The organism is Ferrovibrio sp. (assembly GCF_041906005.1).
Classification (GTDB): Bacteria; Pseudomonadota; Alphaproteobacteria; order Ferrovibrionales; family Ferrovibrionaceae; genus Ferrovibrio.
On record NZ_JAYRJY010000001.1, the window covers coordinates 2,714,063 to 2,735,574 of the forward strand.

Genomic DNA, 21,512 nt, shown 5'->3' on the forward strand with positions numbered 1-21,512 from the left:
AGATGGCGATCAACCGGCGCGACAACGACCTGCAGCGGGTTTTCACTCGGCGGGCCCTGCTGCTGGGCACCGCCCAGCTTGGCCTGTTCGGTGCGCTGGCGGCACGGCTGTATTACCTGCAGGTGATGGAATCCGACAAATACATGCTGCTGGCGGAGGAGAACCGCATCAGTATGCGCCTGCTGCCGCCGCGCCGCGGCCGCGTGCTTGATCGGTTTGGTCATGAACTGGCCTCCAACCGCCGCAATTACCGGGTGCTGATCGTCGCCGAGCAGGCCCGCAATGTAGACGCCACGCTCGAGGCATTGTCCAAACTGATCCAGGTCGACGACAGCCAGAAGGCGAGGGTGAAGCGCGAGATCGAGCGTCGGCGCAAATTCGTCCCCGTGGTGGTGGCCGAGAATCTGTCATGGGACGATTTCGCCAAGATCAACCTGCACAGCCCCGATCTGCCGGGCGTGCAGCTCGATGTCGGCGAGACGCGCGATTACCCCTATGGCCCGATGTTCAGCCATGTGGTGGGTTATGTCGGCGCCGTGTCGGAAAGCGAGCTGGGTGACGATCCGCTGCTGGAACTGCCGGGTTTCCGTATCGGCAAGAGCGGTGTGGAAAAAGTCTATGACGAACGTTTGCGCGGCCGCGCCGGCCACAGCGAGATCGAGGTGAATGCCTATGGCCGGGCGATCCGTGAATTGCGGCGCAACAACGGCCAGCCGGGCGACGATATCGTGCTCACCATTGATGCCGATCTGCAGCGCTTTGCCGTCGAACGCTTCGGCGAGGAAAGCGGCGCGGCAGCGGTGCTGGATATCCATACCGGCGAAATCCTCGCCCTGGTTTCCAATCCGGGTTACGACCCGAACTGGTTCAATGTCGGCATTACCCAGGCGCAATGGCGCCAGCTCAACGGCGACAAATACAAACCGCTGATCAACAAGGCCATCCAGGGCCAGTATCCGCCCGGCTCCACCTTCAAGATGCTGGTCGGCCTTGCGGCGCTGGAAGCCGGTGCGGTCACACCCGATACCCGTGTCTTCTGTCCCGGCCATATGGAATTCGGCAACAACACCTTCCATTGCTGGAAAAAGGGCGGCCACGGCACGATGAATCTGGTGTCGGCGCTGGAGGAAAGCTGCGACGTCTATTTCTACGAAGCGGCGCGACGAACCGGTGTCGACAAGATCGCCGAGATGGCCAAGCGCCTCGGCCTGGGCGACCTGACCGGCGTGGATCTGACGGGAGAGCGCAAGGGTCTGATCCCCACGCGGGCCTGGAAACAGGCCACCTTGGGGCAACCCTGGGCGCAGGGCGAGAATCTGGTGATTGGCATCGGCCAGGGCTATGTCACCACCACACCGCTGCAACTGGCTTTGATGGCGGCGCGCCTGGCCAATGGCGGCTATGCCGTTTCGCCGCGCATCGTGCGCGAGGATGGTGCGCTGGGGCCGGCCACCGACCCGCGCCTGGCGGCCCAGCGCTGGCCGCATGTGGGTCTCAAGCGCGAGCATCTCGATTACGCGCTGGAGGGCATGATCCGCGTCACCTCGCCGCCGCGCGGCACCGCCCAGGGTGCGCGCATCACGCTGGCGCAGTATGCCATGGCCGGCAAAACCGGCTCCAGCCAGGTGCGGCGCATCAGCCGCCAGGAACGCGAAACCCGGGTGCGCAAGAACGAGGAGAAGCCGTGGGAGGAGCGCGACCATGCGCTGTTCGTCGCCTACGCGCCGATCCAGGCGCCGCGTTATGCCTGCGCGGTGATCGTCGAACATGGCGGTTCCGGCGCCAAGATGGCGGCGCCGATCGCCCGCGACATCATGCTGGAAACCCAGCGGCTTGATCCTTCGCGCAAACCGCGCTCGGCCCCGGGCCCCACCACGGCTTCGGTCGCGCCGGTCAAGGGAGGGGGCTGAGATGCCGCATTGGTCCAGCCGGGGTAACGACCTTTCGTTCGGCCGCAAGCTGCGCGATATCAACTGGGGCCTGGTGCTGCTGATCACCCTGATTGCCTGCACCGGGTTTGCCACGCTGTATTCCGCCGCCGGCGGCGATATCGATCCCTGGGCCGACCGGCAGATGGCGCGCTTTGCCATCGGCCTGGTGATCATGATCGCCATTGCGGTCACCGATATCCGCGTCTGGATGCGGCTGTCCTATTTCGTCTACGCCATCGGCGTGGTGCTGCTGGTGGCGGTGGAACTGTTTGGCCGGATCGGCATGGGGGCGCAGCGCTGGCTCGATGTCGGCATTTTCCATATCCAGCCCTCCGAGATCATGAAGATCGCCCTGATGCTCACGCTGGCGCGCTATTTCCATGGCCTGTCCTATGACGAAGTCGGCCGCATCCGCTGGCTGTTCATCCCATTGGCCATCGTTCTGGTGCCGGTGGGCTTGGTGATGAAACAGCCCGATCTGGGCACGGCCATGCTGCTGCTGGCTTCCTCCGGTGCCGTGTTCTTTTTCGCCGGCGTGCGGGCCTGGAAATTCATCGCCGTGATCGTGGCCGGGGGCGCCTGCCTGCCCGTCGCCTGGAATTTCCTGCACGATTATCAGAAGAAGCGCGTGCTCACGTTCATGAACCCCGAGGAAGATCCGCTCGGCTCGGGTTATCACATCCTGCAATCCAAGATCGCGCTCGGCTCGGGCGGTTTCACCGGCAAGGGCTACATGCAGGGCACCCAGAGCCATCTCAGTTTCCTGCCGGAAAAGCAGACCGATTTCATCTTCACCATGCTGGCCGAGGAACATGGCCTGATCGGCGCGCTGGTGCTGATCGCGCTCTATATCCTGATGATCGCCTATGGCTATGCCATCAGCCTGCGCTCGCGCAGCCAGTATGGCCGCCTGCTGGCCGGCGGTCTCACCACCATGCTGTTCCTCTATGTGTTCATCAATATCGCGATGGTGTCGGGCATGGTGCCGGTGGTGGGCGTGCCGCTGCCGCTGGTCTCCTATGGCGGCACGGCGATGATGACCCTGATGGTGGGCCTGGGCCTGCTGATCAACGTCTATGTCCACCGCGATGTGGAGATTCCCCGCCATATGAGCGGGCTGTAGCCGCCGCCTGTGCCGGCGCCCGGATAGGTTGGGCTAAACCCCTGACGGGAAAAATCTTTTTCCCAGCCCCGAAGTGCTTGCAATTCCGACGAATCCGGATATTTTCACGCGGCTTTCGACGGCCCCGCGCCGCCAAAGGAAAAATGGGCGCATAGCTCAGTTGGTAGAGCAGCTGACTCTTAATCAGCGGGTCCCAGGTTCGAGCCCTGGTGCGCCCACCATTTTTCCAGAGCCGCTAAGGCAATCCTGAAAATCGACCGATCACGCCGCGCTGCGGCCGCGCGTCATTATTCGCGCGGGCGGCCCGTGGCGGGGTCGATGCTGATCACCGGCAGGTTGGCGGCCTTCCAGGCCATCATGCCGCCGGCGAGGTGGCGATGATGCTCCAGCCCGGCCTGCTGGCACATGGCGATGGCGGTCTGCGAGCGTTTGCCCGAGCCGCAATGGAACACCAGCATGCGCTCGCCGTCATTGGGCAGGGCCTTCGGGTCGAAGGTGGAAAGCGGATAGAGGAAGGCGCCGTGGATACGCTCGGCGGCGAATTCCGCCGGTTCGCGCACATCCACCAGGAAGATGCGGCGGTTTTTCAGGCCGGCCTGAATCTCGGCGGGTGTCATGTCGAGGACGGGCTTCATGGCAATCTCCTGATCGGGCAGAATATATTCGCTATTGCTAATATTCGAAAATGCTAATATATTCCGGGCATCGCAGTCAAGCCCATACCAGACGCAAAGCTGGGGGGCTGACCGGGTCAAAGGCGGTAACCAAGCACCGCCACATGGAGGAAACAACGATGCCGCAATCAGGCAACAAGCCGAAAATCGTCATTCTGGGTGCCGGACTGGGCGGCGTGATCGCCGCCTTTGAAATCCGCGAAGCCGTCGGCCACAAGGCCGATGTGAGCGTGGTCAACCGCGGCGAGATATTCCATTTCGTCCCGTCCAATCCCTGGGTCGCCGTCCGCTGGCGCGAGCGCGAGGCCATCGAGGTCAGCCTGCCGCCGGTGATGAAAAAGCGCGGCATCGAGTTCATCCCGGTCGGCGCCGCCAAGCTCGACCCGGCGCAGAACCGTCTGGAACTCGAAGACGGTCGCGCGGTGGCCTACGACTATCTGGTGATCGCCACAGGACCGGAACTGGCCTTCGACGAAATTCCCGGCCTGGGCCCCCATGGCGGACATACCCAGTCGGTCTGTCATGTCGATCATGCCGAAAACGCTGCCGATGCCTTCGATCGTCTGGCGGCCAATCCCGGTCCGGTGATCGTTGGTGCCGTGCAGGGCGCATCCTGTTTCGGCCCGGCCTACGAATTTGCCATGATCCTCGATACCGAGCTGAAGAAGCGCAAGCTGCGCGACCGCGTACCGATGACATTTGTCACCTCCGAGCCCTATGTGGGGCATCTCGGACTGGATGGCGTGGGCGACACCAAGGGCCTGCTGGAAAGCGAGTTCCGCGAGCGCCACATCAAATGGATCGTCAACGCCAAGGTGGCCAGCGTCGAGCCCGGCATGATGCATGTGGAGGAAATGACGGAGGACGGCGCGGCGGTGAAGGCCAAGCATGATCTGCCGTTCAGCTATTCGATGCTGCTGCCGGCCTTCCGTGGCGTGGCCCCGCTACGTGGCATTGACGGTCTGGTCAATCCGCGCGGCTTCGTGGTCGTCGACAAGCACCAGCGCAACCCGAAATATCCCAACATTTTCGCACTCGGTGTCTGCGTGGCAATCCCGCCGGTGGGCAAGACCGCCGTGCCGGTCGGCGTGCCCAAGACCGGCTTCATGATCGAGACCATGGTCACCGCCATCGCTGCCAACCTGAAGGCGCTGGTCGAGGGCGGCCAGCCTGCCACCGAAGGCAGCTGGAATGCCATCTGCCTGGCCGATTTCGGCGATGGCGGGGTTGCCTTCGTGGCCAAACCACAGATTCCGCCGCGCAACGTCAACTGGTCGTCGAGCGGCAAATGGGTCCACATGGCCAAGATCGGCTTCGAGAAATATTTCCTGCACAAGGTGAGGGCGGGCGAGAGCGTGCCCTTCTACGAGAAGCTGGCGCTCGATATCCTGGGCATCAACAAGCTGCGCCAGACCTCCTGAGGCCCGACGGCAGGCGGGGCGGCTGGCTTACAGCCAGCCGCTCTTCTTGAAGCGCCAGTAGAGCAGGCCGCAGATGCCACCCATCACCAGCAGGGCGGCGGGATAGCCGTATTGCCATTTCAGTTCCGGCATGAATTCGAAATTCATGCCCCAGATGCCGGCGAAGGCGGTCGCCACGGCAAAGATGCCGGCCCAGGCCGCAAGCCGTTTGTTCACTTCGCTTTCCTCGATGGTCACCATGGCGAGGTTCACCTGGATCGCGGTGCCGATGGTGTCGCGGATGCTGTCGATCGAGGCGTTGATGCGCACGAGGTGATCCGAAACATCGCGGAAATATTCCTGCATGCTGGCGCAGACCCGCGGCACCCGCCCGCCATGCAGCTTGGAGACCGCCTCCATCAGCGGCGCCACAGCGTGCTTGAGCTGCATCACCTTGCGTTTCAGGTCGTACAGCCGCTCGATATTCTGCCGCGCCGCGCCCTTGGTGAAGATCTGGTCCTCGATCTCCTCCAGCTCGGTCTCGAAGGCATCGATCACCGGGAAGTAGCGGTCCACTACCGCATCCATCAGGGCATAGAGGATGAAACCCGAGCCCAGCTTCAGCAGTTCCGGCTCGCGCTCACAGCGGTCACGCACGCCCAGGAAGGTCTGGCTGCTGCGGTTGCGTACCGACAGCACGAAGTCGCGGCCGATGAAAACATCCACCTCGCCCACTTCCAGCTCGCCATTCACGATGGTCAGAAGCTGCATCACCACGAACAGGCAGTCGCCGTATTCCTCGATCTTGGGTCGCTGGTGGCCGTGCTGGGCATCCTCGACGGCCAGGTCGTGCAGGCCGAATTCGGTCTGCATCTCGGCCAGTTCGTCATGCGTGGCATCCTTGAGCGCGACCCAGACCACGGTGTCGGGCTGGCCGAGATAATCGCTGATCTGCTGGATCGGCAGGTCGGCCAGTTTCTCGCCCTGGCGATAGGCGACGCAATTGATCAGCATCGATTCGACTCCCCCCTGTCCGCTGCATGGCTAGCAGGTTCGGCGCCATCATGACCAGACCCTAGATTCGTTCGTCTCCCGTTCCGGCCGGATCGGCCTCGTCGCGGCGGCGCCTGCAGGCTAGTATTACAAAAGGGGGACAAGCAGGCCGCCTTGACCGCCGCAGAACGAGGAATGCCATGGCAGCCCAGGACAACGACGTTTCATCGCCGCGCCATCGCTGGCGTTTCTTCCGCGCCGGCGGCTTCGACCAGGTCCGTATCGAGACGGCGGAAGACCTGCGCCACCTGTCGCAGCTCGACCAGAAACTCTGGCTGGCCCTGAGCTGTCCTACCGCCAGCGTGGAATTCGACCGTCGCACGCTGGACCTGATCGACAGCGACCATGATGGCCGCATCCGGGTGCCCGAATTGCTGGCGGCAGTGCGCTGGGCCTGCGGATTGCTGCGCGATGCCGATGCCCTGTTTGCCGGACATGGCGAATTGCCGCTGGCGCTGATCGACGACAGCCACGCCGACGGCGCCCGCATCCTGGCTTCGGCGAAACGTATCCTCACCAACATCGGCCGGCCCGATGCCCCGGCGATCACCCCCGAGGATGCCGCCGATGTGCAGCGCATTCTGGCCGGCACCACGCTGAACGGCGATGGCATCGTGCCGCCCTCGGCCGCGAAGGAGCCCGAGACGGCGGCGGTGATCAGGGACATCATGGCGCTGGTTGCGGCCAAGCCTGACCGTGGCGGCGAGGCCGGCATCGGCAAGGACGAAGCCGAAATCTTCTTTGCCGCCATCGATGCCTATCTGGCCTGGTGGAGCGAAGCCCAGAATCAGCCGGGGATTCTGCCGCTTGGCGAGGCGACGCTGCCGGCGGTGGAAGCCCTGCAGGCTGTTTCGGCCAAGGTGGATGATTACTTCTTCCGCTGCCGCCTGGCTGCCTATGATCCGCAGGCTGGCGCCGCGCTGAATGCCGATGCGGAGGATTTCGCGGCAATCGCCGACGGCAACCTCTCGGCCGGTGCGGCGACCGTCGCGGCCTTTCCGCTGGCGCGCGTGGCGGCCGAACGGCCGCTGCCGCTGCGCGAGGGCGTCAACCCGGCCTGGGCGGACGCCGTGGCGATGCTGCGCGAGGCGGCGGTGTTGCCGCTGCTGGGGCCTCGCGAGATGCTGAACGAGGCTGAATGGCGCGATCTGCAGGCGCGTCTCGGCCCGGCCATCGGCTGGCTGGCGCGCAAGCAGGGTGGGCTGGTCGAGAAACTCGGCATCACCCGGGTACGCGACATCGCCGCTTCGGGTGCGAAGGACAAGATCGCGGCCCTGATCGCCGCCGACGCGGCCCTGGCCCCGGAATTCGAGGCGATTGCCGCCGTCGAGACGCTGGCGCGCTACCTGCGCGACCTGGTGCCGCTGCTGAACAATTTCGTCTCCTTCCGCGATTTCTATACGCGGCGCGGCAAGGCGATCTTCCAGGTCGGCACCCTGTTCATCGATGGCCGCTCCTGCGACCTGTGTATTGCTGTGGAAGATCCTGCCAAGCATGCCACGCTGGCCACCCTCAGCCGCATCTATCTGCTCTATTGCGAGTGTGTGCGGCGCGGCAGCAACGAGAAGATGACGATTGCCGCTGCCGTCACCGGCGGTGACGCGGATCAGTTGATGGTCGGCCGCAATGGCGTGTTCTACGACCGTCAGGGCCGCGACTGGGATGCCGTGGTGGTCAAGATCGTCAGTCATCCGATCAGCATCCGCGAGGCGTTCTGGCTGCCGTTCAAGAAGGTGGGCAAGTTCATTGGCGAGCAGATCGAGAAATTCGCTGCCGCGCGCAGCAAGGCCAATGAAACCCAGATGACCCAGAAGCTGCTGGAAACCGGCAGTCAGGTGATCGGCGGCGCGCAAGCCACGCCGGCCGCAGCCGCGCCACCGCCGCCGGCTTTCGATGCCGCCAAATTCGCCGGCATCTTTGCCGCCATCGGCCTGGCTATCGGTGCGATCGGCACGGCCCTGGCCTCGGTGGTCACCGGTTTCCTGAATCTGACCTGGTGGCAGATTCCTCTCGCCATCGTCGGCGTGGTGCTGCTGATCTCGGGACCGTCGATGATCATCGCGGCGATGAAGTTGCGGCAACGCAATCTCGGCCCGCTGCTGGATGCCAATGGCTGGGCGGTGAATGCCCGCGCCCTGATCAACATCCCCTTCGGCGGCAGCCTGACGCAACTGGCCAAGCTGCCACCCGGCTCCGAACGGGCCATGACCGATCCGTTTGCCGAGCGGCGCCAGCCCTGGGGCTGGTATCTGCTGCTCGCTCTGGTGGTTGCCCTGGGTGTTGCCGGTTGGTGGTATGGCTGGTTCGCCCGCCTGTTTGGCGGTTAACCAAAGACGCGGGCCGGGGAAGCGGCTAGGATATTCGCCATGACGCTGCAACCGCGCTTCTTCAGCCCTATCGGCACGCTGCCGCATGCCGACCGCCTCGGCTTCCTGACCCAGGATGTGCGGGCGGCTGGAACTGTGCTGGGTTTTTTCAGTGCGGCGGCGGCGCTGGGAGCGCGGCCCGACGAATTGGCTCTGCTGGTTTGCCGGCGTCACAGTCCGCAGGATGTCCATCGCCAGATCGTGGTGGTCTTCCACAAGGATGGTGCTTTCACCGATGCGATGCAGCGGCTGTATCGCGCCCATGGCCGGCCGCTGGGTTTCGAAGCGCAAAAGCGCTGGTGCGCTGTTCCCGAGCCAAGCTTCCTCGCCGATGAAACCTATGCCTTGCTGGCGGCGCGCTTTCCCAACCTGCTGCTGATCGAGGAGATGCCGGACGGCAAACTGCAAATCGCGGTCTATGCCTCGGCCGGTTTCAAGCAGCATCCCAAACTCAAGCTCGCGCCACTGCCGGACTCCACGTCCAAGACAGCGGCCGGGCCGGCCGCGCGTCCGGCCGCCAAGGTCATGCCGTTGCCCCCGCGTCCGCGTCCGCTGCCCGAGACGCCGGTGCTGCGCCCGGCGGCGTATGCCGCCGCCGCGCAGGTCGTGCCCCTGCGGCCGCGCAAGCTGCGCAGTGCGGTGGCATTGAACAAAACCGTCGAACGTCAGGTGGTGGACGAATTCCGCCGCCTGTTGCGCACGGTCGCACTTTACTCCTAGGCGCTTTTTATTCCTGCGGCGTCGCCAGCGGACCGGTCAGCGGTCCGGTGCACATATAGGCGCCGTCCTGATAGACCAGCGGCGCCACATCAGGCCGGCACATCACCCGCACCACCCGTCCGATGCAGATCGAATGCGTGCCATAGGCATGCAGCGCCTCGACCTCGCAGAAGATATTGGCCTGCGCGTCGGCCAGATAGGGCACGCCATCGGCATCACTCAGCCATTCGCCCTCGGCGAAGCGCGCCTCGCCTTCCACGGCGCCGCTGAACACTTCCGACAGGCGCTGCTGGCTGCAATGCAGCAGGTTGATGCAGATGCGCCGGCCGAGGCCAAGCTGGGCATGCAGGGCTGCCGAGCGGTTCACGCAGGTCAGAACGGCAGGCGGATCGGCCGAAACGGAGGTGACCGCGGTGGCCGTCATGCCATGGCGCAGGCCGCTTTCGGAGCGGGTGGAGATCACCGTCACGGTGGCGGCCAGCCGGCGCATGGCGGCGCGGAAGGCAGCCTCCAGGGGGATGGCGGGTTCGGCGGCGGGCTGAAGCGTGGTGTCCATGGCCGCTAAGATGTAGCGGAGGGCAGGGTCCGCTTCAATTCCGCCGCCACGGATTCTGCCAAACCGTGCCAGTCATTGGCGGCAGGCTGCCGCCACAGTCGCGCGGTCGGATACCAGGGCGTCTGCTCGCCTGCCAACCCCCAATACCAGTGTGGCGAAATGCCTTTATGCAGCAATACCCAGGTCGGTTTGCCCAAGGCGGCGGCCATATGGGCGGTGGTGTTGCTGGTGGTGATCACCAGGTCCATCGTCGCCACCTGGGCGGCAAAGCCATCCAGGTCCTTGAGCTGGTCGATTTCCGGATCGATCAGCAATTCGGCGCCGCAGGCGGCCTTCAGCGCATCGCGGTCGGCTGTTCGGTTGCCGTATTGCAGATCGACGAACCGATAGCCGGGCAGGGACAGGAATGGCGCGAAATCCACCAGCCGTGCCGATTTCGGTGCGCCGAGTTTCGGGTTCGCGCTATGCCAGGCGATACCCACCAGCGGGGTATCGCCGCCATTGCGGTAGCGTACCCGCAGTGCCTCGGCACGGTCGATATCGGCACGCAGCGGCAGGGCGCCGGTGCAATCGGCCGGCGATTGCCGGAAAACCTGGGCCAGGTCAAACAATGTCGCCTGAACGACCAGATCCGGTTCGCGCAGACGGGCATGCGGCGGATTGGTGCGGGCATAGGCTTCGATGCCGGGGAAGCTGCGCTGCAGGATCGGAACCATGCGCGGATCGCATTCCACCACCGGCAGGATGCCGCGCTGCTGCAATTCCGGCATCAGACTCCACAGCACCAGCGACTCGCCCACACCCTGCTCGGTGAACAGCAGCATCTTGCCGCCGGCCGGCAGGGGTTCGCCGCGCCAGAACGGCTGGGTGAAGGGGCGTTTGTCGACTTCGGTATCGGCCAGGCTCCAGCGCGCGGCAAAATGCGGCCAGGCTTCGCGATACTCGCCCTTTACCATCAGCGCCACGGCATACCGCATATGCGCCTCGCCATCGCCGGGCCGGGTCTGCCAGGCGCGGTGGTACCAGCCCAGCGCGGCCTCGATATCGCCTTTGAAGCGTTGCACGTCGCCAAGGGCCATCATCAATTCGACATTGTCGCCCGGCAGTTTGACGGGCGCCTCGAAGGTGGCCTTGAAGGCGGCTTCGGCTCCCTCCACATCGCCCAGCGCGGTGAGGGCGAGGGCCAGATTCTTGTGGAACATGCCGATGCCTGGATTCAGTGCAATCGCTCGCCGCAGGATGGCCGCGGCGCCAGTATGGTCGCGCCGGTTGATCAGCACGGTGCCCAGGTTGTTCATCGCCTCGGCATAATCGGGTTTCAGTCCGATCGCGGTTTCGTAAGCTTTGATGGCGGCGTCCAGATCGCCGACCTGGCCCATCAGGTTGCCGTAGTTGTTGTGCGCTTCGGGGTAATTCGGCGCCAGCGCGATGGCCTGGCTCAGGCTGGTGCGGGCCCCGTCGGTATCGCCGCTGAGGCGCAGCAATTCGCCCAGGTTGTTGTGGTACAGCGGCTGGCGGCCGTTCAGGGCAATGGCCTGACGCAGCAGGGGGATCGCCTCGGCCGTCCGGCCCGCGGCATGCAGCCGCAGGGCCTGATCGTTCAGGCGGTTGGCTTCCATCTGCACGGCGGCCGGTGGGGCCGCAGCCGAGAGAGGGACCGAGAGGGGGGTGATGGCCGTTTTTGCCTGTGCCCGCCGCTGTTTACGATTCACTGCCTGCCTCCAATGGCCCGGGAATATTAACCTTTGCCCCAGCAGCCCTTAAAACGGGTTTAAAGCGCCGCCAGATCGGCTTGACTTCAGGTTTCCGGAAATCATCTTGCAAAGCAGACCGGATTGGTCTTATTTGCGCCGGTGAATCCGACCGATCCGGTCAGGTTTCGTAATTGCGAAGGATTTGCAATATGTTGCGTCTGAGCCGTCTGGCCGATTATGGCGTGATGGTGATGGCCCATGTGGCGGCCGAGCCAGACGGCGTGCATAACGCCGGCGATGCGGCGGCGGCCACCGGCCTGCCGGGGCCGACGGTTGCCAAGATCATGGCCAAGCTGTCGCGTGCCGGCCTGCTCAGTTCCCAGCGCGGCGCCCATGGCGGCTATCGCCTGGCCGGCAAGCCCGAGGCCATTTCCGTGGCGGCCATCGTCACCGCCCTGGATGGCCCGATCGCCCTGACGCAATGCTCCAGCAACCACCAGCCCAGCGCCTGCGACCGCGAGAATCTGTGCGTGTCGCGGCGCGGCATCAACCGGATCAACACGGCCATCCGCACCGCGCTGGAAAGCGTGACCCTGGCCGAACTGGCCCGGCCCTACGATTTCTTCGGCCCCTATCCGCCACGCGCGGATGCGGCCGTGACCGACAACGCCGAGTAACGAAGGACAGCTGCCCCATGGCTGCCAATGCGCAAACCATCGAAACGGTCGAGACGCTGGCTGGCGAATACAAGTACGGCTTCGTCACTGACATCGAATCCGAAATCCTGCCCAAGGGCCTGAATGAAGACACCGTGCGCTTCATCTCGGCCAAAAAAGGCGAACCGCAATGGATGCTCGACTGGCGCCTGAAGGCCTATCGCGCCTGGCTGCGCATGGCGGAAGAAAAGGGCGAGCCAAGCTGGGCCAAGGTCAGTTATCCCGAAATCGATTTCCAGGACATTCACTATTACGCCGCGCCGAAGAAGAAGGCGCTGAAGAGTATCGACGAGGTCGATCCCGAGCTGCTCGCCACCTACGAGAAGCTCGGCATTCCGCTGAAGGAACGCGAGATCCTGGCCGGCGTGGCGGTGGACGCCGTGTTCGACAGCGTCTCGGTCGCCACCACTTTCAAGGAAAAGCTCAAGGACCTCGGCATCATCTTCTGCTCGATGTCGGAAGCCGTGCGCGAGCATCCCGAGCTGGTGCAGAAGTATCTTGGCTCGGTGGTGCCGATCACTGACAATTTCTATGCCACGCTCAATTCGGCGGTGTTCTCCGACGGCTCGTTCGTCTACGTGCCGCCGGGCGTGCGCTGCCCGATGGAACTCTCCACCTATTTCCGCATCAACGAGGCCAAGACCGGCCAGTTTGAGCGCACCCTGATCATCTGTGACAAGGGCGCCTATGTCTCGTATCTGGAAGGCTGCACCGCGCCGATGCGCGATGAGAACCAGCTGCATGCCGCTGTCGTCGAACTGGTCTGCATGGAGGATGCGGAAATCCGCTATGCCACGGTGCAGAACTGGTATCCCGGTGACAAGGACGGCCGCGGTGGCATCTACAATTTCGTCACCAAGCGCGGCGCCTGCCGGGGCGCGCGGTCGAAGATTTCCTGGACCCAGGTGGAAACCGGCTCGGCCATCACTTGGAAGTATCCCAGCGTGATCCTGCAGGGTGATGACAGCGTGGGCGAGTTCTATTCCGTCGCGGTCGCCAACAATGCCCAGCAGGCCGATACCGGCACCAAGATGATCCATCTGGGCAAGAACACCAAATCGACGATCATTTCCAAGGGCATCTCGGCCGGCAAGGCGCAGAATACCTATCGTGGCCTGGTGCGGGTGATGCCGGGTGCCGCCGGCGCACGCAACTACTCGCAGTGCGACAGCCTGCTGATCGGCGACCGCTGTGGCGGCCATACCGTGCCCTATATCGAGGTGAAGAACCGCTCGGCCAAGGTCGAGCATGAAGCGACCACCTCGCGGATTTCCGACGACCAGCTGTTCTACTGCCGTCAGCGCGGCCTGTCCGAGGAGGATGCCGTCTCCACCATCGTCAACGGCTTCTGCAAGGAAGTGCTGCAGAAGCTGCCGATGGAATTCGCCGTCGAGGCGCAGAAGCTGCTCGGCGTCAGCCTCGAAGGCTCGGTCGGCTGAGCGGAAAAAAGAATATACAAGGACCTGCCCATGCTTGAGATCAAGAACCTGCACGCCACCGTCGACGGCAAGGAAATCCTGCACGGCATCGACCTGGTCATCAAACCGGGCGAGATCCATGCCGTGATGGGCCCGAACGGCTCTGGCAAATCCACATTGTCTTATGTTCTGGCCGGTCGCGACGGCTACGAGGTTACCGAGGGCGACATCCTGCTGAACGGCCGGAGCCTGCTCAGCATGGAGCCCGAAGATCGTGCCCGCGAAGGCATCTTCCTGGCTTTCCAGTATCCGGTCGAAATCCCCGGCGTCGCCAATGCCACCTTCCTGCGGTCGGCCGTGAATGCCGTGCGCAAGCACAAGGGCCTGGCCGACATGGACGCCATGACCTTCCTCAAGACCGCCAAGGCCAAGATGAAGCAGTTGCAGATGGATGAGAAATTCCTGCAGCGCGCGGTGAATGTCGGTTTCTCGGGTGGCGAGAAGAAACGCAACGAAGTGTTCCAGATGCTGATGCTGGAGCCCAGCCTGATGATCCTGGACGAGACGGATTCCGGCCTCGACATCGACGCGCTGAAGATCGTGGCCGAGGGCGTGAATGCCTTGCGCAGCCCGGAACGGTCCGCCTTGGTGATCACGCATTACCAGCGCCTGCTGGATTATATCGTGCCCGATGTCGTGCATGTGCTGGCCAAGGGCAGGATCATCAAGACCGGCGGCAAGGACCTGGCGCTCGAGCTTGAGGCCAAGGGCTATGCCGATATCGTGGCGGATGCGGCCTGAGGGATCGCCGATGTCTGCCCCGTCTTTCATCGACCGCCTCAGCGATGCCCACCGGGCCGCGGCCGCAACCCTGCCCGGCGCATCGCTGCCTGAGGTGAGCGCGCGCCGTCAGGCCGCACTTGAAACCTTTCGCCGCCATGGCCTGCCGACCGCACGGCTGGAGAATTGGAAATTCACCAGCCTGACCGGGCTGGAACGCCAGGTGCCGCCGCAGCCGGCCAACGAAGGCAGCATCGATGCGGCGCGTCTGAATGCCGCCGCGATGAAGGCTGACGCTTTCCGCCTGGTTTTCGTCAATGGCCGTTTCGACGCGGCGGCTTCGAAACTGGCGGGTCTGCCCAGGGGCGTGCGGCTGTTGCCGCTCAGCCAGTCCGGACCGGAACTGCCGGCGGCGCTGGCTTCGGCGGGTGATGATCGCGCGGCCGCTTTGGCCGAACTGAATGCCGCCTTCGCCAGCGACGGCCTGTTGCTGCAGGTCGATGACGGCGTGGTGCTGGATCGGCCGGTGGAACTGCTTGCCTTCGGGGCGCCGGCTTTGGTCAACCTGCGGCATCTGGTGCGGCTGGGCCGCAAGGCGGAAGCCGTGCTGGTGGAAAATTATCGCGATGCCGGTTTGGCGGAGGCCGGCTGGAGCAACATCGTGGCCGGTGTCGAACTGGCCGAAGGCGCGAAACTCACGCATATCCGCCTGCAGGGCGAATCTGCTGTCACCTATCACGCCGCGCTCGGCCGTGTGTCGGTGGGCGCGAATGCCCGCTATGCCCATGTCTCGGTGCAGTCCGGCGGCAAAATCGCGCGCCATGAATTGCAGGTCGAATTCGCCGGCCGCAACGCCGAAGTGGATATACAGGGTCTGGTGCTGGCGCGCGGCACAGCGCATATCGACCATACCCTGCATCTGCATCACGCCCTGCCGGATTGCCGCAGCAACCAGTTGTTCAAGCATGTGGTGGACGATCAGGGCCATGCGGTGTTCCAGGGCGGCATACGCGTCGCGCCGCATGCGCAAAAGACCGATGCCCAGCAGCTCAGTCGCACGCTGCTGCTGGCTGATCGGGCACAGATCGACACCAAGCCGGAACTCGAAATCCTGGCCGATGACGTGAAATGCAGCCACGGCGCCTCGATCGGCGATGTCGATGCGCAACAGCTGTTCTACATGCAGGCGCGCGGCATTCCCGCCGCCGAGGCTCGTCGCCTGCTGCTCAGCGGCTTTGCCTACGAGATCGTCTCGGCCGTGCCGGAAGGTGCGCTGCGCGACCATGTCGAAGCCTTCGTCGAGGCCTGGCTGGCCCAGGAGAAGGATGGGCAGGCATGACCGCGCTGGCCGCCATGAAACCCGCGGTCGGATTCGACATCGAGCGTATCCGTGCCGATTTCCCCATCCTGGCCGAGAAGGTATACGGCAAGCCGCTGGTCTTCCTCGACAGTGGCGCCAGCGCGCAGAAGCCGCGCGTGGTGATCGATGCCATGACCCGCATGCTGGAGCATTCCTATGCCAACGTGCATCGCGGCATCTATCACCTGAGCCAGGCCGCGACCGACCAGTTCGAGAAGGCGCGCGATACCGTGGCGCGCTTCATCGGCACGCCCGACAGCCGCGAAATCGTCTTCACCCGCAATGCCACCGAAGCGATCAACCTGGTGGCCTATAGCTGGGGCCAGGCCTTCCTGAAGGCCGGTGACGAGGTGCTGATCTCGCATATGGAGCATCACGCCAATATCGTGCCGTGGCAGCTGCTGCGGGATCGCATCGGCATCGTTTTGAAGGTGGCGCCGGTGAACGATGCCGGTGAGCTGATCTGGGACGAGTTCGTGAAACTGATCGGCCCGAAGACCAGGCTGGTGGCGATCACCCATGTTTCCAACACCCTGGGTACCATTGTGCCGGTGGCCGACGTGGTGCAGGTTGCGCACGAGAAGGGCGTCAAGGTGCTGATCGACGGCAGTCAGGCCGTGCAGCATATGCGCGTCGATGTGAAGGCGCTGGACGTCGATTTCTATGCCTTCACCGGCCACAAGCTCTATGGCCCCACCGGCATCGGTGTTTTGTATGCCAAGGCTGCCTTGCTGGAGGCCATGCCGCCCTGGCAGGGTGGCGGCGACATGATCCTGTCGGTGACGTTTGAGACGACCGAATACAACGACATCCCGCACAAGTTCGAGGCCGGCACGCCGGCTTTTGTCGAGGCGGTCGGCCTGGGCGCCGCCATCGACTATGTGCAGTCGATCGGCCTCGAGGCGATTGCCGCCCATGAGCATGACCTTCTGGCCTATGCCACCGAGAAGCTGCAGGCGATCAACAGCCTGCGCATCATCGGCAATGCGAAGGACAAGGCCGGGGTGATCTCCTTCGTGCTGGAGGGCATCCATCCCCACGATATCGGCACCATTCTCGACCGCGAGGGCATTGCGGTGCGCGTCGGCCAGCATTGCGCCCATCCGCTGATGGAGCGCTTCGGCGTGCCGGCCACGGTGCGGGCCTCGTTCGGTCTGTATAATACCCGGGCGGAGGTGGATGCCCTCTGCGCCGGTCTGCAGCGCGTCAGGGAGATTTTCGGGTGATGAGCGCGGAAGCCAAGAAACAGGATGCCCTTCCCAGCCCGGAAGACCTGCGGGAGCAGGTGGTCGAGGCGGTGAAAACCGTCTACGACCCGGAAATTCCGGTTAACATTTATGAGCTCGGCCTTATATACAAGGTCGAGGTCAACGAGGCCCGCGACGTCCAGATCGAGATGACGCTGACCTCGCCGAATTGTCCGGCCGCCCAGTCGATGCCCAGCGAGGTGGAGCAGAAGGCCCGCTCCATCGATGGTGTCGGCGAGGTGACCGTGGATGTGGTTTGGGATCCGCCGTGGTCGCCGGAGCATATGTCCGAAGCCGCCCGTCTGGAACTCGGGATTATGTAAGGAGCAGCCCGCAATGGCGAGCACAGACATGGCAACGCCGCCGGCCCGTCCGGCCTTCAAGCCCGTCACCCTGACGGATGCCGCGGCCGAGCGCGTGCGCAGCCTGATCGCGCAATCCGACAAGCCAGTGATCGGCCTGCGGATCGCGATCAAGACCAAGGGCTGTTCGGGGTTCTCCTACGATATCCAGTACGCCACCGAGAAGGAGAAATTCGACGAGGTGGTGGAAGACAAGGGCGTCACGATCCTGATCGAGCCCAAGGCGCAGATGTATATCTTCGGCACCGAGATCGACTGGGCGGAAGACAAGTTGCAATCTGGCTTCGTGTTCCGCAATCCCAACGAAAAAGGCCGCTGCGGTTGCGGCGAAAGCTTCCACGTCTGATTACTTGAGGCCTTCGCGGCGGCGGTAGATCGTGAAACGACCCAGCTCAAGCGCGCGTTCGTAATCCTCGAAGCGCTTGGCGAATAGCGGATTGCGCGAGAAATAGTCCAGATAGTCGAAGGTTTCGCCCTGGCAGCGCGGAATGCCGGCCACATTGTCGACGACCAGCAGCGACGGCTTCTTCTTGTAGAAATCCTCGGCCACGCTGCGGAAGACGAAAGATTCGGCGGCGCTCATCGCATCCGGCGGATTATACAGCGGCGCCAGTTCCTGGCAGCCGGCATAGGCGCCCTGCACCATCCACATGCTCTCGAAGCGCATGGTCATGCGCATGTTCAGATAGTTCAGCAGCGGGAAGTGCGGGTAAATGCCAGGCGACAGCACCAGGATGTAGTCGTTGCGGCGCTCCTGCTTCACCACATGCATCAGGCGCTTCAGTTCCGATCCGGGGTATTCGATCTGCTTGAAGAAGGGCCGGCTGTGCAGGCCTTCCTGGTAGAAGATCAGCAGCATCAGGGCGGCGGCAAACAGCTTGGCCGGGCGATTGTCGCCACGTTTCGGCCACACCACATGATCCATCACATGGGCGATGATCACGCCGGCCAGCAGCAGGGTGAATGCCTGGGCGGGCAGGGCATGGTAGGACCAGCCCTTGCCCTGGGCATAGCCCGACAGCAGCCCGCCAATGCCCGCCAGGCAGATGACGCGGGCCAGGTTGGAACGCATGGCCAGGAAGGCGGCAATGGCCAGCAGGGGCAGAATGGCGGTCGGCGGGCCCAGATTGGCGCTGAGCACCAGATCGAGGATGCTGTTCTGGCTTACTTCGCTATAGAAGCTTTTTGCCAGCGGCAGGGCGACGGTGAAATATTCCGGCGTGACGATGATGGCGAATAATGCGTGGGCCACGCAGACGCCAAACACCGACCAGGGCGCAGGGTCGGCCAGGCTGCGGCGCAGCGTCAGCTGGCTGGCGATGTAAAGCTCGACGAATAGCGGGATGCCGAGAAAATACGGCTTCATCGCAAAGCCGAGGCCGGCCAGTATGCCGGTGGTGATCTTCAACCGCTTCGAGAGCGCCTCGCCATCGGCTCGGCCGCTGGCCACCAGCAGGTATGGCATGGTCAGCACCAGCATGATGTGTTCGCGCTGACTGAACATGTCATTCGGATAGACGATCAGCAGGAACAGCAGCAGCAGGGGCAGCAGGGCGTCGGCCGTGGCGTGGGCGGGATCCAGGCTGGCGGCCAGTACCCAGCGGCAGGTGAGGAAGGACGCGCCGATGCCCAGGCCCAGCAGGGCGATCAGAACCGTGGTGCCCGGAATGCCGGTGATGCTGGCGATGGCCTCGGGCAGCAGATGCAGCACGAATACCAGCGGCGTGTTCATGTCGATGGCATCGACATAGAGCTTGCCGCCACCGAGCCAGACCTTGGCGATGTAGAGCAGGACGGCCGTATCGTGATTGATCGGCGGGAAGAAATAACCGGCGATCCAGACCGTGCAGACCGCCAGCACGAGCAGGTGCAGCAGGCGCGGCCAGTCCAGGCCGCGGCGCTGAATCGCCTGTGTTGTGGGGTAGGGCTGGTTCATGATCGGTGTACGGGTGTATTTCCGGGCTGGCGGATGCTAAGGCCGACTTGGTAAATCATTCGCTTAACTATAAAGCAATTGGAAAACCGGCAGGAGCGAATGGAGCGGGCTGAATACCACCGGATGGCGACCCTGGAGGATACCATGTGGTGGTATCGCGCCCTCCATGCCGGTTTGATCGGCCGCCTTGGCCCCGCCGGGGCCACCGGGGGGCTTGCGGCCGGCAGCCGGCTGCTGGATGCCGGCTGCGGGACGGGCGGCTTTCTGGCCCGCCTGAAAGCCGCCCGGCCAGACCTTGTGCTTGCCGGGCTGGAATTCGACCCCGAGGCGGCCGCCATCGCCGCCGCCAAGACCGGCCTGCCGGTCCAGGCCGGGTCGGTCAATGCACTGCCCTATGCCAATGGTGCCTTCGATGCGGTGGTTAGCGCCGATGTGCTGTGCCATGCCGGGGTGGATCCCGGGGCGGCACTGGCCGAGTTCCGGCGCTGCCTGAAGCCGGGCGGGCTGCTGCTGCTCAACCTGCCGGCCTATCAGTGGATGGCGTCGGCCCATGATCGCCATGTTCACAACGTGCGGCGCTACACCGCCGGCCAGGCATGCCGCCTGCTGATCGGTGCGGGGTTCGGCCGGGTGGCCTGCGGCTATTGGAACGGCCTGCTGTTTCCGTTAATGCTGCTGCACCGGCTGGTGGCCGGGCGGGACGAGGCCGGCAGCGATGTGCGGCCGTTTCCCGCCTGGCAGGAAAGCCTGTTCACTGCTGTCACCGATGCCGAACGCCGGCTGGCCCGTCTGGGGCTGGCGCTGCCTTTCGGCGGATCGGTCTGGGTCGAGGCCCGCAAGTCATGAACCAATCCTCTGCCACCGCCCCCGAAGCCGTTTTGCCGGCCTTTGCCCTGTCCATCGTCGTGCCGGTCTATAACGGCGCCGACAGCGTGCCGGTTTTGGTCGAGGCGCTGGCCAAACTTGACGTGCCGGGCGGCCATGAGATCGTGCTGGTCAACGATTGCAGCCCCGACAATTCGCTGGAAGTCTGTCATGAGCTCTGCCGGCGTAACGACGTGGCGCTGACGGTGGTGAATCTGGCCCGCAATTTTGGCGAACATAACGCCGTGATGGCCGGCCTCAGTCACGCGCGCGGCGCCTATATCATCAATATGGACGACGATCTGCAGAATCCGCCCGAGGAAGTGGTGCGGCTGTGGCAGTACGCCAAGGACAACGATTACGACGTTGTCTACACTTACTATGCCGAAAAGCAGCATGCCGCCTGGCGCAATCTGGGCAGCCGGTTCACCAACTGGTGCGCCGATTTCCTGCTCGACAAGCCCAAGGGACTGTATCTCTCCAGTTTCCGCTGCATGAGCGCCTTCACGGCGCGCAATATCCTGGCTCATACCGGACCGTTTCCCTATGTGGACGGCCTGATCATGCAGGTGACGCAGAATATCGGCCGCCTGCAGGTGCAGCATCTGCCGCGCGCCGGTGGCCGCAGCAACTACACGATCCGCCGCCTGGTGCGGCTGTTCATGTCGATGTTCCTCAATTTCTCGGTCATGCCTCTGCGCATCGGCACGCTGACCGGCTTTGTGATGGCTGGTCTCGGTGTGCTGGTCTTCCTGGTCATTCTGGTCGAGGCGCTGTTCGGCCGTACCCCACAGGGCTACGCATCGGTCATGGCCGCCATTCTGCTGCTGGCCGGTGTGCAGCTCATCATGCTGGGCCTGGTCGGCGAATATCTCGGCCGCCTGTTCCTGACCGTGAACGGAAAACCGCAATTCATTGTCCGCGACGTCGAGCGCAACGCGCGGGCCAGCAACGGGAAGGCCGCGTCATGATCTGGTTCTACGTTGCCCTGGCTGCGGGTATTCTGCTGGGCGTGGCCGGCCAGATCCTGCTCAAGGCCGGCGCCGGCGGCGAGACGCTGCTGCAGCAGTTCCTCTCGCCGCAATCGATCATCGGGCTGGCGCTCTATTTCGCCGCAGCCGTCTGCTACATGCTGGCCCTGCGCAAGATCCCGGTTTCCATCGCCTTCCCGAGCGTCTCGCTGTCCTATGTGCTGGTCGCCTTCCTGGGCTTCTGGCTTTATGGCGAGGCCCTGACGCCGGCCAAACTGGGGGGCATCGCGCTGGTCTGTGCCGGAGTTTTCCTGATCACCCGTTCGGCTTGATATTGGCAG

At 63.9% G+C, this 21,512-nt stretch carries 20 protein-coding genes and 1 tRNA gene; 16 read left to right on the top strand and 5 right to left on the bottom strand.

Features of this window, described 5'->3' with window-relative positions; all coding sequences use genetic code 11:
* The first annotated feature begins 2 nt into the window (after nt 1-2).
* From mrdA to ACE3OO_RS13295, 3 genes are all read left to right on the top strand, one after another.
* A complete protein-coding gene (gene mrdA / locus ACE3OO_RS13285; RefSeq protein ID WP_374303647.1) occupies nt 3-1,910 on the top strand; it encodes a penicillin-binding protein 2 in 1,908 nt (635 codons plus the stop codon).
* Nucleotide 1,911: 1 nt separating this feature from the next.
* Nucleotides 1,912-3,054, top strand: a complete 1,143-nt coding sequence (rodA, locus tag ACE3OO_RS13290; RefSeq protein WP_374303649.1) for a rod shape-determining protein RodA — start codon at nt 1,912-1,914, stop codon at nt 3,052-3,054.
* 145 nt (nt 3,055-3,199) lie between these two features.
* Nucleotides 3,200-3,275, top strand: a tRNA-Lys gene (locus ACE3OO_RS13295).
* 66 nt (nt 3,276-3,341) lie between these two features.
* On the opposite strand, the gene ACE3OO_RS13300 is transcribed toward ACE3OO_RS13295, so the two are convergent.
* Nucleotides 3,342-3,689 (bottom strand): rhodanese-like domain-containing protein, encoded by a 348-nt coding sequence (locus tag ACE3OO_RS13300; protein ID WP_374303651.1) that lies wholly within the window; start codon nt 3,687-3,689, stop codon nt 3,342-3,344.
* A 158-nt stretch (nt 3,690-3,847) separates the two neighbouring features.
* Between ACE3OO_RS13300 and ACE3OO_RS13305 the strand changes: the two genes are divergently transcribed.
* The gene (locus ACE3OO_RS13305) at nt 3,848-5,149 is read left to right on the top strand and encodes an NAD(P)/FAD-dependent oxidoreductase (protein ID WP_374303653.1); all 1,302 of its coding nucleotides are present in this window, start codon (nt 3,848-3,850) and stop codon (nt 5,147-5,149) included.
* A 27-nt stretch (nt 5,150-5,176) separates the two neighbouring features.
* Here ACE3OO_RS13305 and corA read toward each other — a convergent pair whose 3' ends face one another.
* Nucleotides 5,177-6,142 carry a magnesium/cobalt transporter CorA gene (corA, locus tag ACE3OO_RS13310; protein WP_374303655.1) on the bottom strand — a complete coding sequence of 322 codons (966 nt, stop codon included), beginning with the start codon at nt 6,140-6,142 and terminating at the stop codon, nt 5,177-5,179.
* 179 nt (nt 6,143-6,321) lie between these two features.
* Between corA and ACE3OO_RS13315 the strand changes: the two genes are divergently transcribed.
* Together ACE3OO_RS13315 and ACE3OO_RS13320 are read left to right on the top strand one after the other, a co-directional pair.
* Nucleotides 6,322-8,508, top strand: coding sequence for a hypothetical protein (locus tag ACE3OO_RS13315; protein ID WP_374303657.1), 2,187 nt, complete (start codon nt 6,322-6,324; stop codon nt 8,506-8,508).
* A 39-nt stretch (nt 8,509-8,547) separates the two neighbouring features.
* Nucleotides 8,548-9,267: a hypothetical protein gene (locus ACE3OO_RS13320; protein ID WP_374303659.1), complete on the top strand. Its 720-nt coding sequence runs from the start codon at nt 8,548-8,550 to the stop codon at nt 9,265-9,267.
* A gap of 7 nt (nt 9,268-9,274) precedes the next feature.
* On the opposite strand, the gene ACE3OO_RS13325 is transcribed toward ACE3OO_RS13320, so the two are convergent.
* Nucleotides 9,275-9,823: a flavin reductase family protein gene (locus tag ACE3OO_RS13325; RefSeq protein ID WP_374303661.1), complete on the bottom strand. Its 549-nt coding sequence runs from the start codon at nt 9,821-9,823 to the stop codon at nt 9,275-9,277.
* Between the two features lie 5 nt (nt 9,824-9,828).
* The gene (locus ACE3OO_RS13330; RefSeq protein WP_374303662.1) at nt 9,829-11,535 is read right to left on the bottom strand and encodes a tetratricopeptide repeat protein; all 1,707 of its coding nucleotides are present in this window, start codon (nt 11,533-11,535) and stop codon (nt 9,829-9,831) included.
* A 191-nt stretch (nt 11,536-11,726) separates the two neighbouring features.
* Between ACE3OO_RS13330 and ACE3OO_RS13335 the strand changes: the two genes are divergently transcribed.
* Genes ACE3OO_RS13335 through ACE3OO_RS13365 form a run of 7 tightly spaced genes read left to right on the top strand, consistent with a single transcriptional unit; the run spans nt 11,727 to nt 17,746 of the window.
* A complete protein-coding gene (locus tag ACE3OO_RS13335; RefSeq protein WP_374303663.1) occupies nt 11,727-12,194 on the top strand; it encodes an SUF system Fe-S cluster assembly regulator in 468 nt (155 codons plus the stop codon).
* A 17-nt stretch (nt 12,195-12,211) separates the two neighbouring features.
* Complete coding sequence (gene sufB, locus ACE3OO_RS13340; protein WP_374303665.1) at nt 12,212-13,672, top strand: Fe-S cluster assembly protein SufB; 1,461 nt, start codon at nt 12,212-12,214, stop codon at nt 13,670-13,672.
* 30 nt (nt 13,673-13,702) lie between these two features.
* Entirely contained in the window at nt 13,703-14,452 is a 750-nt protein-coding gene (gene sufC / locus ACE3OO_RS13345; protein WP_374303668.1) for a Fe-S cluster assembly ATPase SufC, read from the top strand.
* Nucleotides 14,453-14,462: 10 nt separating this feature from the next.
* Complete coding sequence (gene sufD, locus ACE3OO_RS13350; protein ID WP_374303670.1) at nt 14,463-15,770, top strand: Fe-S cluster assembly protein SufD; 1,308 nt, start codon at nt 14,463-14,465, stop codon at nt 15,768-15,770.
* Nucleotides 15,767-17,017, top strand: a complete 1,251-nt coding sequence (locus ACE3OO_RS13355; protein WP_374303672.1) for a SufS family cysteine desulfurase — start codon at nt 15,767-15,769, stop codon at nt 17,015-17,017. The genes sufD and ACE3OO_RS13355 overlap by 4 nt, the downstream gene beginning before the upstream one ends.
* On the top strand, nt 17,017-17,361 hold the full coding sequence (locus ACE3OO_RS13360; protein WP_374303674.1) for an SUF system Fe-S cluster assembly protein: 345 nt from the start codon (nt 17,017-17,019) through the stop codon (nt 17,359-17,361). The genes ACE3OO_RS13355 and ACE3OO_RS13360 overlap by 1 nt, the downstream gene beginning before the upstream one ends.
* Nucleotides 17,362-17,374: 13 nt before the next feature.
* Nucleotides 17,375-17,746 (top strand): HesB/IscA family protein, encoded by a 372-nt coding sequence (locus tag ACE3OO_RS13365; RefSeq protein WP_374303676.1) that lies wholly within the window; start codon nt 17,375-17,377, stop codon nt 17,744-17,746.
* On the opposite strand, the gene ACE3OO_RS13370 is transcribed toward ACE3OO_RS13365, so the two are convergent.
* The gene (locus ACE3OO_RS13370) at nt 17,747-19,336 is read right to left on the bottom strand and encodes a hypothetical protein (protein ID WP_374303678.1); all 1,590 of its coding nucleotides are present in this window, start codon (nt 19,334-19,336) and stop codon (nt 17,747-17,749) included.
* Between the two features lie 123 nt (nt 19,337-19,459).
* On the opposite strand from ACE3OO_RS13370, the gene ACE3OO_RS13375 reads away from it, so the two are divergent.
* Genes ACE3OO_RS13375 through ACE3OO_RS13385 form a run of 3 tightly spaced genes read left to right on the top strand, consistent with a single transcriptional unit; the run spans nt 19,460 to nt 21,503 of the window.
* Nucleotides 19,460-20,182 (top strand): class I SAM-dependent methyltransferase, encoded by a 723-nt coding sequence (locus ACE3OO_RS13375; RefSeq protein ID WP_374303679.1) that lies wholly within the window; start codon nt 19,460-19,462, stop codon nt 20,180-20,182.
* Entirely contained in the window at nt 20,179-21,171 is a 993-nt protein-coding gene (locus ACE3OO_RS13380) for a glycosyltransferase family 2 protein (RefSeq protein ID WP_374303680.1), read from the top strand. The genes ACE3OO_RS13375 and ACE3OO_RS13380 overlap by 4 nt, the downstream gene beginning before the upstream one ends.
* Nucleotides 21,168-21,503 carry a multidrug efflux SMR transporter gene (locus ACE3OO_RS13385; RefSeq protein WP_374303682.1) on the top strand — a complete coding sequence of 112 codons (336 nt, stop codon included), beginning with the start codon at nt 21,168-21,170 and terminating at the stop codon, nt 21,501-21,503. Before ACE3OO_RS13380 ends, ACE3OO_RS13385 begins: the two co-directional genes overlap by 4 nt.
* Nucleotides 21,504-21,512 lie beyond the last annotated feature (9 nt).

What these genes read in the sequence shown, in the direction of transcription:
- mrdA (WP_374303647.1), top strand. Translation starts at nt 3, where the DNA reads ATGGCGATCAACCGGCGCGACAACGACCTGCAGCGGGTTTTCACTCGG.
- rodA (WP_374303649.1), top strand. Translation starts at nt 1,912, where the DNA reads ATGCCGCATTGGTCCAGCCGGGGTAACGACCTTTCGTTCGGCCGCAAG.
- ACE3OO_RS13300 (WP_374303651.1), bottom strand. Translation starts at nt 3,689, where the DNA reads ATGAAGCCCGTCCTCGACATGACACCCGCCGAGATTCAGGCCGGCCTG.
- ACE3OO_RS13305 (WP_374303653.1), top strand. Translation starts at nt 3,848, where the DNA reads ATGCCGCAATCAGGCAACAAGCCGAAAATCGTCATTCTGGGTGCCGGA.
- corA (WP_374303655.1), bottom strand. Translation starts at nt 6,142, where the DNA reads ATGCTGATCAATTGCGTCGCCTATCGCCAGGGCGAGAAACTGGCCGAC.
- ACE3OO_RS13315 (WP_374303657.1), top strand. Translation starts at nt 6,322, where the DNA reads ATGGCAGCCCAGGACAACGACGTTTCATCGCCGCGCCATCGCTGGCGT.
- ACE3OO_RS13320 (WP_374303659.1), top strand. Translation starts at nt 8,548, where the DNA reads ATGACGCTGCAACCGCGCTTCTTCAGCCCTATCGGCACGCTGCCGCAT.
- ACE3OO_RS13325 (WP_374303661.1), bottom strand. Translation starts at nt 9,823, where the DNA reads ATGGACACCACGCTTCAGCCCGCCGCCGAACCCGCCATCCCCCTGGAG.
- ACE3OO_RS13335 (WP_374303663.1), top strand. Translation starts at nt 11,727, where the DNA reads ATGTTGCGTCTGAGCCGTCTGGCCGATTATGGCGTGATGGTGATGGCC.
- sufB (WP_374303665.1), top strand. Translation starts at nt 12,212, where the DNA reads ATGGCTGCCAATGCGCAAACCATCGAAACGGTCGAGACGCTGGCTGGC.
- sufC (WP_374303668.1), top strand. Translation starts at nt 13,703, where the DNA reads ATGCTTGAGATCAAGAACCTGCACGCCACCGTCGACGGCAAGGAAATC.
- sufD (WP_374303670.1), top strand. Translation starts at nt 14,463, where the DNA reads ATGTCTGCCCCGTCTTTCATCGACCGCCTCAGCGATGCCCACCGGGCC.
- ACE3OO_RS13355 (WP_374303672.1), top strand. Translation starts at nt 15,767, where the DNA reads ATGACCGCGCTGGCCGCCATGAAACCCGCGGTCGGATTCGACATCGAG.
- ACE3OO_RS13360 (WP_374303674.1), top strand. Translation starts at nt 17,017, where the DNA reads ATGAGCGCGGAAGCCAAGAAACAGGATGCCCTTCCCAGCCCGGAAGAC.
- ACE3OO_RS13365 (WP_374303676.1), top strand. Translation starts at nt 17,375, where the DNA reads ATGGCGAGCACAGACATGGCAACGCCGCCGGCCCGTCCGGCCTTCAAG.
- ACE3OO_RS13370 (WP_374303678.1), bottom strand. Translation starts at nt 19,336, where the DNA reads ATGAACCAGCCCTACCCCACAACACAGGCGATTCAGCGCCGCGGCCTG.
- ACE3OO_RS13375 (WP_374303679.1), top strand. Translation starts at nt 19,460, where the DNA reads ATGGCGACCCTGGAGGATACCATGTGGTGGTATCGCGCCCTCCATGCC.
- ACE3OO_RS13380 (WP_374303680.1), top strand. Translation starts at nt 20,179, where the DNA reads ATGAACCAATCCTCTGCCACCGCCCCCGAAGCCGTTTTGCCGGCCTTT.
- ACE3OO_RS13385 (WP_374303682.1), top strand. Translation starts at nt 21,168, where the DNA reads ATGATCTGGTTCTACGTTGCCCTGGCTGCGGGTATTCTGCTGGGCGTG.